This window comes from Mycolicibacterium sp. TUM20985 (assembly GCF_030295745.1).
Lineage (GTDB): Bacteria > Actinomycetota > Actinomycetes > Mycobacteriales > Mycobacteriaceae > Mycobacterium.
In genome coordinates, this window is record NZ_AP027291.1 from 4823536 (window position 1) to 4836550 (window position 13015).

Sequence of the window (13015 nt, forward strand, 5' to 3'; positions counted from 1 at the left end):
TCGGCCAGGGCGGGTCATCCCTTGACCAACGCGCGCTCGATGATCGGGCCCAGGTCCAGCCCGGTCGGCAGCGTGCCGAACGCCCCACCCCACTGACCGCCGAGCCGGCTGGCGAGGAACGCCTCGGCCACCGCGGGGTGCCCGTACCGCACCAGCAGCGAGCCCTGCAGCGCGAGCGAGATGTCCTCGGCGATCTTGCGGGCCCGGTACTGGATGGTCTCGAGGTCGTCGAGCTCGGCCCGCAGCGACGTGACGTGGGAGTCCAAGCGCGGATCCTGCCCTGCGGTGCGGCTCAGCTCGTCGAACATCACGTCGATGCATTCGGGGCGAGTCGCCATGGCGCGCAACGTGTCCAGTGCGCTGACGTTGCCAGAACCCTCCCAGATGCCCATCAGTGGCGCCTCACGGTACAGGCGCGGCATGCCGGACTCCTCGACGTAACCGTTGCCGCCAAGGCACTCCATCGATTCGGCCGCGTGCGGAGTGGCGCGCTTGCACACCCAGTACTTGCCCGCGGCGAGGCCGATCCGGCGCAGCAGGGTCTCCCGCTCGTCACCGCGGGTGGCCGCGTCGGTGGCCCCGGCCATCCGCATGGCCAGCATGGTGGCGGCCTCGGCCTCGACCGCGAGGTCGGCGAGCACGTTGCGCATCAGCGGCTGGTCGATCAGATACGCGCCGAACGCCTTTCGGTGCTGGGCGTGGTGGATCGCCCGGGTCAGCCCGGTACGCATGCTGGTCGCACTGCCAAGGGTGCAGTCCAGCCGCGTCAGGTTCACCATCTCGATGATGGTCGGGACGCCGCGGCCCTCCTCGCCGACCAGCCAGGCCGTGGCGCCGTCGTACTCGACCTCGCTCGACGCGTTCGCGTGGTTGCCGAGCTTGTCCTTGAGGCGCTGCAAGAACATTCGGTTGCGGGTGCCGTCGGGCAGGATCCGCGGCAGGAAGAAGCAGCTGAGTCCGCCGGGTGCCTGCGCCAGCACCAGGAAGACGTCGCACATGGGGGCGGAGGTGAACCACTTGTGGCCCCGCAGCGAGTAGGTGCCGTCACCGTTGGGCGTTGCGTCCGTGGTCCCCGCACGGACGTCGGAGCCGCCCTGCTTCTCGGTCATCGACATGCCCGCGGTCAGGCCGGCCTTCGTCGTGGCGAGCTTGAGCTCCGGGTCATAGGAACGGCTCGTCAGCAGCGGCTCGTAGACCGCCGACAGCTCCGGGTTGTGGCGCAGCGCGGGGACGACGGCGTAGGTCATCGAGATGGGGCAGACGTGGCCCGCCTCGGGCGTCCACACCGAGGTCTTGGCGGCCCGCACGACGTGGGCGCCCTGGCGGTCGTCGGCCCACGGGGCGGCGTGCAGGCCATGGGCCACTGCCACTTTCATCAGTTCGTGGTAGGCGGGGTCGTATTCGACCTCGTCGACGCGGTGCCCGTAGCGATCGTGCGTGCGCAGCACGGGCTGATTGCGGTCTGCCAACTCGCCCCAGCGCTGAGCCTCGCTGCCACCCGCCAACGCGCCGAGTTCGAACACCTCGTCGACACCCCACGCGCCGCCCTCGCGGATCAGGGCCTCGGCGAGCACCGGCGACGTGGCGGGGTTGTAGTCCTGCAGCGGAGGGACCTGGTTGGTGACGACGTGCGTGTCCGACATGGCACCACTGTTACATTTTTCCGACAGCTGCACAAGACTCGTAACACCCCCATCGTCATCCCGCGAGCGTGAGTGTCTGTTCTGCGACACTCCGCGTTTCACCGTGCAAACGCGCACGCTCGCGAGCAAGGTGTTGGGGGTGAAGCCCAACTCCGTCGTCCACGCCGCAACGATCGACCTCGCTCACGAGCCCGTCCCCGCCGAACAGTCGGTCAATGGCGACCCGACAACGGCGGCAACTGCTTTGGAGCAGTTCGAGGGTCTCGAGGTCGGCGTCTGGGAGATGACGCCCGGTGTGATGAACGACGTCGAGACCGATGAGGTGTTCGTCGTGCTGACCGGTGCCGCGACGGTCGAGTTTGCCAACGGCAGCCCCACGCTACAGCTAGGTCGCGGAGACCTGGTCCGACTGGCGGCCGGCGCCAAGACGATCTGGACGGTCACCGAGACCCTCCGCAAGGTCTATCTCACCGCCGGCTGAACGCGCCCGCCGGCGCGCCTCGTAGCGGTTCAGCGCCATCACCACGACGGCGGCGAGCGCCCAGCCGAGCAGGATGTCGACGACGTAGTGCTCGGCGGTGTACACCAGCGTGAAGGCCATGATCAGTGGATACGCCACCAGCAGTGGGCGCCATCGCGGCCGCACCCGGGTCCAGAGGAACGCCGACACCGCGGCGGTCATCCCGGCGTGCAGCGACGGGATCGCGGCGACCAGGTTGACGCTGGCCTGGCCTTGATCGAGTAGCGCGGTCGCCGAGTGCAGGTGCAGGTTGCCCCACCCCCGCGCGACGATGCGCTCCACCCAGACGTTGGCACCGTCGTGGTTGATCTGCATCGCTCCGAGCAGGCCGCCGTCGGGCACGCCCCGGGCGGAACGGAACATGCACCCCGGGTTCGACGGCCCGCCCGTGACGTCGTCGGCGGTACAGCGCGCCGCGGCCCACGGTGGCGCGGCGGGCAGCAGCGCGTAGATCGCCAGGCCCGCGACGGACAACCCGACGAACAGCCGGACGAACGCCTTCCATTCGTCGCGGTCGCGCATCCACAGCACCGCCGCCACGACGTACGGAAGGATGAAGAACGACATGTACACCGAGCTGATGACCACCTCCCACCACGGCGGCTGCGGCAGTTTGAGGTGCTCCTGCAGCCACACCGTCGGCATCGTCCCGGAGAACAGCCAGCGGTCGGCGTCGGCCTGCCACTGCCACAGCGTCGGGCGGCCGATCAGCGTCGCCGCGCCCCGGCTTAGGTCGTAGGCGATCAGCACCACGGCGAACGGCAGCCAGTCCCGCACCACGTACAGCACCCGACGTCCTTGGCCGATGCTGGCCACCGCAAGACCCGAGCAGATGTAGAGGAGCAACAACTCCCGGTTGAACGCGAAGCCGTCGGTGGCGGTGCGGTAGACGACGATCCCCGCCCATATCGCGATCGCCGCCCACCGGACGATCTGCAGCGATCGGCGCCGGGTTGCCGCGGAGCTCTCGGTGCGCGGCAGCGCGAAGGCCGACTGGTCGATTGCTGACACGCAGGCCTTTCGAGGTCGGCAGAGTGAGGTCCCCGCCGATCCTAGTTAACCCGGTGTTATCCCGCAGTTGGGTGGCGATTCACGCATGTCACACGTGGTCGCGGAGGAACGCGATGTCGTCCTTGCGGCCCTCGTCGGACGTCTCGCAGATCACCGGGGCGTCCGCCGCCTTCACGACGGCGACGAGCAGCTGCGGGTCGATCTGGCCGGTGCCGAAGTTGGCATGCCGGTCCGCACCCGATCCTGCGGCGTCGCGCGAATCGTTGCAGTGCACCAGGTCGATGCGACCCGTGATCGACTTGATGCGTTCGACGGAATCGATCAACGCCTCACCCGCCGCCCACGCGTGACAGGTATCGAGGCAGAACCCAATCCCCTTGTCGCCGATGTGATCCCACAGCCTCGCGATGGTGTCGAAGTGACGCGCCATCGCGTGGTCGCCACCGGCGGTGTTCTCGAGGTACACCGGCACGTCGGTCGTCAGGTAGTCCAGCGCCTTGACCCACCGCTCGAAGCCCGCGTCCATGTCGTCGTCGTCGGCGTGGCCGCCGTGGACGATGACGGCCGTGGCACCGATGTCCGCGGCCGCATCGCAGGTGTCCTGCAGGATCTTGCGCGACGGGATGCGGACGCGGTTGTTCGCCGACGCCACGTTGATCAGGTAGGGCGCATGCACGTACAGGGGCACGCTCGACGAACGCAGCACCTCGGCGTCCTCGCGGGGCTTGGGCTTCTTCCAGCTCTGCGGGTTGCCAAGGAAGAACTGCACCGCCTCCGCACCTTCGGCGGCCGCAGCGGCCAGGGGGTCGTCGTCGTGGACATGTGAACCGATCAGCACACGCCGCAGTCTAGTGACGGCACCGACAGCGTCAGCTCAGCCGCATCTCCCCCCTGACGGGGGCGACGTGAACTGGCCGGTGCAGGTCGGGCGTGCCCAACAGCGTGCCGTCGTGCTCGACCGCCGTGGCACCGAATTGCAGCGCGCTGGCCAGCGCGCCGGCGCCGCCTGCGGGCACCGCCAAGAATCCGGCCAGGAAGGCGTCGCCCGCACCGACGGTGTTGACGACGCGCTGCGTCGGCGCGGTGCCGTAGAGCGGCTCGGGCAGATTCGCGTCGACCAGCAGGGCGCCGTCACCGCCAAGGCTCACCAGCACGCTGCCGACACCACGGTCCACCAGCGTCCGTGCCGCCGCAGTCACGTCGCCGAGGGTGCGCAGCGTGGTGCCGAGCACGTCGGCGAGTTCGTCGGCGTTGGGCTTGATCAGGTTCGGCAGACCGTCGCGGGCGTTGTCGAGCACGGCTGCCAGCGCGGCGCCGGAGCCATCGACGGCGACCCACCGGCCTGCCGCGCGCGCCTCGGCCACCGCGCCCGCCAGCCGGCTCGGAGCGAAACCGGACGGCAGGCTGCCCGCCCAGAGCACGCGCTCACCCCGTGCACCGGCCGCGGCGCAGAGCGCGTCGACCTCCTCGCGGGTCAAGGTGGGCCCCGGCTCGTTCACCTTGGTGCTGCGCCCATCGGATTCGACGAGTGAGACGTTGCTGCGCACCGTGCCGGCGATGGGCACCCCCACCGTGTCCAGCCCCAAAGCCTCGAGCGCCGCAACGATTTCGAGCCCCGCGGCGCCTCCCACCGGAAGGACGGCGCACACGTCGACGCCGACCCCGTGCAGCGCCAGCGCGACGTTGACCCCCTTGCCACTCGGCTCGGTCATGGTGACGGTGGCCCGGTTGACCTCCCCCGGCTGCAGCAGCGGCAGGTGCAGGGTGCGGTCCAGACTCGGGTTCGGCGTGACGGTGACGATCATCGGCCGGCCACCTCGACCGCGATGCCTGCGGCTCGCAGTCGCTTGCGTTGTGGGGCAGTGATTCCCGCATCGGTGATCAGCACGTCGACGTCAGACAGCTCGGCGTGGCGGGCGAGGCTGGTGCAGCCGAACTTGCTGGAGTCCACCAGGAAGATCCGCTGCTTGGCCGCAGCGAGCATTCGCCGCTTCACGTCCGCCTCCTCGGCGTCGGGGGTGGTCAGGCCGCGGTCGAGAGACAGCCCGTTGGTGCCCAGGAACGCGACGTCGACGTTGATCGAGGCGAGCGCCTGCGCGGTGAGCGTTCCGACGGCCGCCATCGTCGCCGGTCGGATCCGACCGCCGAGCGTCTGCACCGTGATGCCCCTGTCGTGGAGCGCGGCGCCGACCGGCCAGGAGTTCGTGTACACGACGAGTTCGCCGTCCGCGGGCAACATCTCGGCCAGCCGCAGCGTCGTCGACCCGGCGTCGAGCAGGAGCGACGCGCCGTGCGGAACGTGCCGCAGCGCGAGGCGCGCGATCGCCGTCTTCTCCGCCACGTGCTCGTCGCGATCGGCAACGTGTGATTCGGCGCGGCTGGCTTCGCGCGGGATGGCCCCGCCGTGAACCCGTCGCAGCAGTCCACGTCCGTCGAGCAGCGCGAGGTCCTTGCGCACGCTTTCGGCGCTGATGTCGAATGACGTTGCCAATCTAGAACTCTCGACGCGGCCCTCGGTCGCCAGCAGGCGCAGTATCTGGGCGTGACGCTCGTCGGCGAACCACGTCCTCGTCATGTGTCGGCCAGGTGCTCGCCTGGACCCAACGCGCCGCAGGCGCGCGCCGCGAGCGTGGCCGCGCCGAGCGCACCCGCCTCCTCGACTGTCGAGACCTCCAGCGGGCCGAAGCGAGCCCTCTTGGCGCGCAGTACTTCTGCGCTGTGTCGCCAACCCCCGGTGACCACGACCCGGGCGGCCGGGCCGACGACGGCGTCCATCGCGCGGTGCAGGGCCAGCGCTTCGTCCGCAGCGGTGGCCACCACCGTCCGCCACTCCGCTCCTGGACCGGCGTCGGGCGACCGCTCGGCGGCAGCGTCCAGGTCGGCTACGTCGGCCGGCTTCACCCCGAGACGTTCGAGGGTGCGCAACTGGGCCAGCCCGCCCTCGGTCCCGCCGAGCAGACTCCAGTGGCCCGGTTCGATGCTGGGGTCGGTAGTGATGCCCGTCGCGGCGAGTCTCGCGATGTCGGTGCGCGCGGGCGCAGGCATGACGGTGCGCACCAGCGCCTCGGCCGTACCCGACGAATCCAGTTCGTGCCCTTGGCCCGTCGCGCGAGCGCCAAGCGCGGACGCCTGGTGGTCATGGCCCGCCAGCGTCAGTACCGCACCCCGCAGATGGTGGCTCATTGCATCGGAGGTGACGGCGCCCACCGGCACACCCGCGGCGACGAGCGGTGGCATCAGGGCCCGCGTCGCACCGGACCAGTCGAGGGCGTCGTCCCACCAGTCGAGCGCGGTGACGTCGAGCCAACCGGTGCGCCCGGCCAGGGACAGTTCGAGGGCCACGTCGCCACCGAGCCGCCGGACCACCCACCCGCCGACGTCGAAGCGGATGGTGGCATCCCGGCTGGCGGGAACGTGCTGCCGCAACCATCGGTGCTTGGTCAGCGAGAACTGGCCCCGCAGCGGCTTTCCCGCGATACCACCGAAGGCGTCGGTTCCGATGGTCGCCGCGAGGTCGGCCACCTCGTCGCCGTCGCGGTCGTCGTGCCAGGCGATCACCGGCGCGAGCGGGCGCTCCCGGGCATCGGTGAGGACCCCCGACTCGCCCATGCTGGTGACGCCGACCGCACGGATGGGTACGCCCGCCATGTCCGCTGCGGCGTTCAATGCCTCGAAGGCACTGCGGCACAACCCGTCCGCCTCGATCTGGGTGCCATGCGGGGTGCTGTCCCACGTCATGGCGGCGCGGCCGGTACCGAGCACGGCGCCCTCGTCGTCGTAGACAACGGCCTTGCTCGAGGTCGTTCCGACGTCGAGGCCCGCGAACGCCGACATCGTTCTCCCGCCCATTGCCTTCGTTGGGTTTGAATGGTTATGGTGGCGTTTCGTTGGAGTTTCGTCAAGCCGTCGAGGAGCGCGATGCCGCTGATCACCACGGCCGAACTGGTCTCGGCTGCCGCTGAGCACGGTCGCGGCGTCGCGGCCTTCAACGTGATCACCCTCGAGCACGCCGAGGGCATCGTCGCCGGCGCGGAGCGGGCTGCGACGTCGGTGATCCTGCAGGTGAGCGAGAACGCCGTGGCGTTTCACGGTGCCCTCCGACCCGTCAGCGCCGCGCTGGTCGCCATGGCGCGCGATGCCGGGGTGCCGGTGAGCCTGCACCTCGATCACGTCGAAGCGCCCGACCTGTGGCAGCAGGCCGCGCCGGCGGGCTACTCGTCGGTGATGGTCGACGGCGGCGCCCTGTCGTACGACCGAAACGTGACCATCACCGCGGAGGCCGCCGCGCTGCTCCACACCCAGGGGCTGGCGGTCGAGGCCGAGCTCGGGTACGTCGGCGGAAAGGACTCCCAGGTGTCCAGCGCACACTCCCCCGGCGTGCGCACCGATCCACGACAGGCCGCCGAATTCGTCAGTGCCACAGGGGTGGACGCATTGGCGGTGGCGGTCGGCAGCTCACACGCGATGACCACCAGGACCGCCGAGCTCGACGTCGAACTCATCGCGGCCCTGCGCGACGCGGTGCCCGTCCCGCTGGTCCTGCACGGTTCGTCGGGGGTGCCCGACGAGGCTCTGCGGGCCGCAGTGCGCGCGGGCATCGTGAAGGTCAACATCGGCACGGCGCTGAACATCGCCTACACCGGCGCGGTGCGCTCGGCGTTGGCTGCCGAGGACGCGGTCGACCCGCGCCGGGCATTGCGCTCGGCGAGGGCGGCAATCGCCGACACCGTCGCGCACCTGCTCGACGTGGTCAGCGGCTGACGCGACCCCGTCATTAGTCCCGCGAGCAGACGCAAAGGGCCCTGAATCCACGCGAATGAGGGCCCTTTGCGTCTGCTCGCGGGTTAGGTGAGGAGGCGCTCGAGGCGGTCCGCCAGTTGTGGGGTCTGCCGGCGCACGTCGTCGACGACCATCGGCACCGTCGTCCATCCGCAGTCCTTCAGCCGCTCGACCTTCAGGCGATCGCGCTTCCAGATCGTCGGGTTCGCATGCCATTCCATGCTGTCGTACTCCGCCACCACCATGCGGTCGGGCCAAGCGAAGTCCACGCGCCACAGATCGCCGCAAAGGTCGACGATCTCGTACTGAAGTTCCGGCTGCGGTAAGCCGTAATCGAGGAACACGAGACGCGCTTCGCTCTCCATCGGCGACTCCGCTCGACCGTCGGCGTGCGGCAACAACTCTCGTACGTGCACGATCCCGCGGCGGCCCGTCTGCTCTCGCGCGGCCGTCTCGAGTTCGGGCATCGTGCACGCACCCACGTGCAGTGCGGCGTCGAGGGTCGCCAACGCCCGAGGGCGTCGCAACGAACATGCGACCTCGACGGCAGTCCAAGCCGGTGCGGTCGTCATGCGTCCGTTCACTCTGCGCAATGGCGCTCCGACCCGTTGATGCACCATGACCCCGCCGGTGGGCCGGACCCGAACACCAGGGTCGAGTACGTGCACCCGCGGACCACGTTCGGTGTCGAAGCCGTGCAGGAGCGCGGCGGTTCCCAGACACGCGACCATTGGCCGTCCGACCATCAGGTCCAGCGCGCGCAGTGTGTCGAGGACGTCGGGCGGCGAGAGCGCGTACACGCCGTGGCACACCCGCACCAGGTCACCGGACCGCACGTGTGTCCTCAGCATCTTCCGCGACATCACGGCCTGTATCTGCTCAGCCGTGATCAAACCGTCCGTGCCGGTGACCAGATCGTGGATGTACACGGCATCGAGGCTGCCGCCCTCGCGAGCGCGCCACCAGACCCCTACGTCGATCTGTGGATAACTCCCCTCGTCACCAGACGCAAAAGGCCCTCAATCCACAGGATTGAGGGCCCTTTGCGTCTGCTCGCGCAGAGGGGTGGCTACCGGTAGTCGCTGAATCCGTAATCGTCCAGCGGCACTGCCTGGCCTGCACCCTGACCGAAGTCCGGGCTGTAGTACTGATCCTCGTAGGACGGGATCGTGTACGCGGCGGCCCGAGCTTCCTCGGTCGGCTGCACCGTGATGTTGCGGTAGCGGCTGATGCCGGTACCGGCCGGGATCAGCTTGCCGATGATCACGTTCTCCTTCAGACCGTTGAGCCGGTCGCTGCGGCAGTTGATCGCCGCATCGGTCAGGACTCGCGTGGTCTCCTGGAACGACGCCGCCGACAACCACGAATCCGTGGCCAGCGATGCCTTCGTGATACCCATCAGCACCGGACGTCCGGCCGCGGGCTCGCCACCCTCGGACACGACGCGACGGTTCGCGGACTCGAACTCAGCACGCTCGGTGAGCGAGCCGGGCAGGAATTCCGTCGAGCCCGAATCGATGATCGTCACGCGACGCAGCATCTGCCGGACGATGACCTCGATGTGCTTGTCGTGGATCGACACACCCTGGGCGCGGTAGACCTCCTGGACCTCCTTGACGAGGTGGATCTGCACCTCGCGGGGACCCTGGACGCGCAGCACCTCGTGCGGGTTGGCCGAGCCCTCCATCAGCTGCTGGCCGACCACGACGTGGTCACCGTCGGTCAGCAGACGCTCGGAGCCGTCCTCGTGCTTGAACACCTTCAGGCGCTGACGACGGGTGAGCTTGTCGTAGACGACTTCCTCGCCACCGTCGTCCGGGACGATCGTCATCTTGTAGAACTTCTCGCCCACTTCGATGTTGACCCGACCGGTGACGTCCGCGATGGGAGCGGTGTTGCGGGGCACGCGGGCCTCGAACAGCTCCTGCACGCGAGGAAGACCACCGGTGATGTCCTCACCGACGCCGCCCTCCTGCTTGAACGTACGCATGGTCAGCTGCGTGCCGGGCTCGCCGATGGACTGCGCGGCGACGATGCCGACCGCCTCACCGATGTCGACCAGCTTGCCGGTGGCCATCGAACGGCCGTAGCACGTGGCGCAGACGCCGGTGCCTGTCATGCAGGTCAGCACGGAGCGGACCTTCACCTCGGTGATGCCCGCGGCGAGCAGCGCATCGATCGCCGGATCACCCAGGTCGTGCCCACGCTCGACGATCACGTTGCCCTTGGCGTCGACCGCGTCCACGGCCAGCGTCCGCGCATACGTCGAGGTCTCGACGTGTGCGTCGCGGGTCAGGGAGCCATCGGCCTCCGGCGCCGCAATCGTGGTCATGATGCCGCGCTCGGTCTGGCAGTCGTGCTCACGAACGATGACGTCCTGAGACACGTCGACCAGACGACGGGTCAGGTAACCCGAGTCCGCCGTACGAAGTGCGGTGTCCGCCAGACCCTTTCGGGCGCTGTGCGTGTTGATGAAGTACTCCAACACGGTCAGGCCCTCACGGAAGGACGACTTGATGGGGCGCGGGATGAACTCACCCTTCGGGTTCGTCACCAGGCCCTTCATGCCGGCCAGCGTGCGCGTCTGGTTGAACGTACCGGTGGCACCTGAGTCGATCAGCTGGATGATCGAGTTCGACGCCGGGTAATGGTCGCGGAGGGCATTGCCCACCTCTTCGGTGGCTTCCTTCCAGATCTTCACCAACGCGTCGGTCCGCTCGATCTTCTCGAGCAGGCCGCGCTGGTACTTCTTCTCGATGGCATCCGCCTGCTGCTCGTAGCCGTCGAGGATCTGTGCCTTGTTCGGCGGCACCAGCACGTCGGCCATGGACACGGTGACACCCGAGCGGGTGGCCCAGTGGAAGCCGGCGTCCTTGAGCTTGTCGACGGTCTGCGCCACGACGATCATCGGGTAGCGCTCGGCGAGATCGTTGATGATCGCCGCCTGGACCTTCTTGTGCATCTGCTTGTTGACGAACGGGTAGCCCCGCGGCAGAAGCTCGTTGAACAGCACGCGGCCCAGCGTGGTCTCCGCCAACCAGGCGTTGCCCATCTTCCAGCCCTCGGGGAACAACGACGCCTCGACGTCGGCCGGCGGACGCTGCGTGGTCAGCCGAACCTTGATCTTCGACCGCACGCTCAGCACGCCGCGATCGACGGCCATCTGCGCCTCGGCCGGCGAACCGTACACACCGGACTCCGGCTGATCCTTGGCGGGAGCCGTGTATTCGCCCGTGTCGCCTTCGATCTCGGTGGTCAGGAAGAACAGGCCCGTCACCATGTCCAGACGCGGCATGGCCAACGGGCGGCCCGACGCGGGAGACAGGATGTTGTTCGACGACAGCATCAGGATGCGCGCCTCGGCCTGCGCCTCGGCGGACAGCGGCAGGTGGACTGCCATCTGGTCACCGTCGAAGTCGGCGTTGAACGCCTCACAGACCAGCGGGTGCAGCTGAATCGCCTTGCCCTCGACCAGCATCGGCTCGAAGGCCTGGATGCCCAACCGGTGCAGCGTTGGTGCACGGTTCAGCAGCACGGGGTGCTCGGAGATGACCTCTTCGAGGACGTCCCACACCTGCGGGCGCTGACGTTCGACCATCCGCTTGGCGCTCTTGATGTTCTGCGCGTGGTTCAGGTCGACCAGACGCTTCATCACGAACGGCTTGAACAGCTCGAGGGCCATCAGCTTCGGCAGACCGCACTGGTGCAGCTTGAGCTGCGGGCCGACGACGATGACCGAACGGCCCGAGTAGTCCACGCGCTTGCCGAGCAGGTTCTGACGGAACCGACCCTGCTTGCCCTTGAGCAGATCGGACAGCGACTTCAGCGGCCGGTTGCCCGGTCCGGTGACGGGGCGGCCACGACGACCGTTGTCGAACAGCGCGTCAACGGACTCCTGAAGCATGCGCTTCTCGTTGTTGACGATGATCTCGGGCGCGCCGAGGTCGATCAGTCGCTTCAACCGGTTGTTGCGGTTGATGACGCGTCGGTACAGATCGTTCAAGTCGGAGGTGGCGAAGCGGCCACCGTCGAGCTGAACCATCGGGCGCAGTTCCGGCGGGATCACCGGAACGGCGTCGAGCACCATGCCCATCGGGGAGTTGCGGTTCATCTGGAACGCCGCGACGACCTTCAGTCGCTTGAGGGCCCGAAGCTTCTTCTGGCCCTTGCCGTTCTTGATGGTGTCGCGCAGGCTCTCGGCCTCGGCGTCGATGTCGAAGTTCTCGATCAGCTTCTTGATCGACTCCGCGCCCATGGCGCCGTTGAAGTACTCGCCGTAGCGGTCGATTAGCTCGCGGTAGAGCACCTCGTCGACGATCAGCTGCTTGGGAGCCAGCTTGACGAACGTCGTCCACACCTCGTCGAGGCGGTCCAGCTCGCGCTGGGCCCGGTCGCGAAGCTGACGCATCTCGCGCTCGCCGCCGTCACGGACCTTGCGACGGACGTCGGACTTGGCGCCGTCCTTCTCGAGCTCGGCCATGTCGGCCTCGAGCTTCTGGCTACGCTCCGCCAGATCGAGATCGCGCTGATCCTCGACCGCCTTCTTCTCGACGACCATCTCGGCCTCGAGCGTGGACTGGTCGTTGTGCCGCTGTTCGGTGTCGACGGCGGTGATCACGTAGGCCGCAAAGTAGATGATCTTCTCGAGATCCTTCGGGGCCAGGTCCAGCAGGTAGCCCAAACGCGAGGGCACGCCCTTGAAGTACCAGATGTGCGTGACGGGTGCGGCCAGTTCGATGTGGCCCATCCGCTCACGACGCACCTTGGCGCGAGTCACCTCGACGCCGCAGCGCTCACAGACGATGCCCTTGAAGCGCACGCGCTTGTACTTGCCGCAGTAGCACTCCCAGTCGCGAGTCGGTCCGAAGATCTTCTCGCAGAACAGGCCGTCCTTCTCTGGCTTGAGCGTGCGGTAGTTGATGGTCTCCGGCTTCTTGACTTCGCCGTAGGACCAATTGCGGATGTCATCCGCAGTGGCGAGGCCAATGCGGAGTTCATCGAAGAAGTTGACGTCGAGCACGTAACTCCCTTTCCCCTTGCGGGACTAGATGACTATCAATCA

At 68.2% G+C, this 13015-nt stretch carries 10 protein-coding genes; 2 read left to right on the forward strand and 8 right to left on the reverse strand.

Features of this window, described 5'->3' with window-relative positions; all coding sequences use genetic code 11:
• Window positions 1–14 precede the first annotated feature (14 nt).
• On the reverse strand, window positions 15–1643 hold the full coding sequence (locus tag QUE68_RS23670; RefSeq protein ID WP_284235083.1) for an acyl-CoA dehydrogenase family protein: 1629 nt from the start codon (window positions 1641–1643) through the stop codon (window positions 15–17).
• 139 nt (window positions 1644–1782) lie between these two features.
• Here QUE68_RS23670 and QUE68_RS23675 point away from each other — a divergent pair, with 139 nt between their 5' ends.
• Entirely contained in the window at window positions 1783–2124 is a 342-nt protein-coding gene (locus tag QUE68_RS23675) for a cupin domain-containing protein (RefSeq protein WP_284235082.1), read from the forward strand.
• Here QUE68_RS23675 and QUE68_RS23680 read toward each other — a convergent pair.
• The 5 genes from QUE68_RS23680 to QUE68_RS23700 all read right to left on the reverse strand — a co-directional run bounded on the left by QUE68_RS23680 (window position 2029) and on the right by QUE68_RS23700 (window position 7023).
• Window positions 2029–3174, reverse strand: a complete 1146-nt coding sequence (locus QUE68_RS23680; RefSeq protein ID WP_284228719.1) for a phosphatase PAP2 family protein — start codon at window positions 3172–3174, stop codon at window positions 2029–2031. The two genes, QUE68_RS23675 and QUE68_RS23680, sit on opposite strands and share 96 nt — an antisense overlap.
• Window positions 3175–3262: 88 nt before the next feature.
• A complete protein-coding gene (locus QUE68_RS23685) occupies window positions 3263–4012 on the reverse strand; it encodes a deoxyribonuclease IV (protein WP_284235080.1) in 750 nt (249 codons plus the stop codon).
• A 31-nt stretch (window positions 4013–4043) separates the two neighbouring features.
• Window positions 4044–4979 carry a 1-phosphofructokinase family hexose kinase gene (locus QUE68_RS23690; RefSeq protein ID WP_284228721.1) on the reverse strand — a complete coding sequence of 312 codons (936 nt, stop codon included), beginning with the start codon at window positions 4977–4979 and terminating at the stop codon, window positions 4044–4046.
• The gene (locus tag QUE68_RS23695) at window positions 4976–5749 is read right to left on the reverse strand and encodes a DeoR/GlpR family DNA-binding transcription regulator (RefSeq protein ID WP_284228722.1); all 774 of its coding nucleotides are present in this window, start codon (window positions 5747–5749) and stop codon (window positions 4976–4978) included. The genes QUE68_RS23690 and QUE68_RS23695 overlap by 4 nt, the downstream gene beginning before the upstream one ends.
• Window positions 5746–7023: an FGGY-family carbohydrate kinase gene (locus tag QUE68_RS23700; RefSeq protein WP_284228723.1), complete on the reverse strand. Its 1278-nt coding sequence runs from the start codon at window positions 7021–7023 to the stop codon at window positions 5746–5748. Before QUE68_RS23700 ends, QUE68_RS23695 begins: the two co-directional genes overlap by 4 nt.
• A 69-nt stretch (window positions 7024–7092) precedes the next feature.
• On the opposite strand from QUE68_RS23700, the gene QUE68_RS23705 reads away from it, so the two are divergent.
• Complete coding sequence (locus tag QUE68_RS23705; protein ID WP_284228724.1) at window positions 7093–7935, forward strand: class II fructose-bisphosphate aldolase; 843 nt, start codon at window positions 7093–7095, stop codon at window positions 7933–7935.
• Window positions 7936–8018: 83 nt separating this feature from the next.
• Here the strand turns inward: QUE68_RS23705 and QUE68_RS23710 are convergent, their stop codons facing one another.
• Window positions 8019–8882, reverse strand: a complete 864-nt coding sequence (locus tag QUE68_RS23710) for a type IV toxin-antitoxin system AbiEi family antitoxin domain-containing protein (protein ID WP_284228725.1) — start codon at window positions 8880–8882, stop codon at window positions 8019–8021.
• Window positions 8883–9022: 140 nt separating this feature from the next.
• A complete protein-coding gene (locus QUE68_RS23715) occupies window positions 9023–12973 on the reverse strand; it encodes a DNA-directed RNA polymerase subunit beta' (protein ID WP_284228726.1) in 3951 nt (1316 codons plus the stop codon).
• Window positions 12974–13015 lie beyond the last annotated feature (42 nt).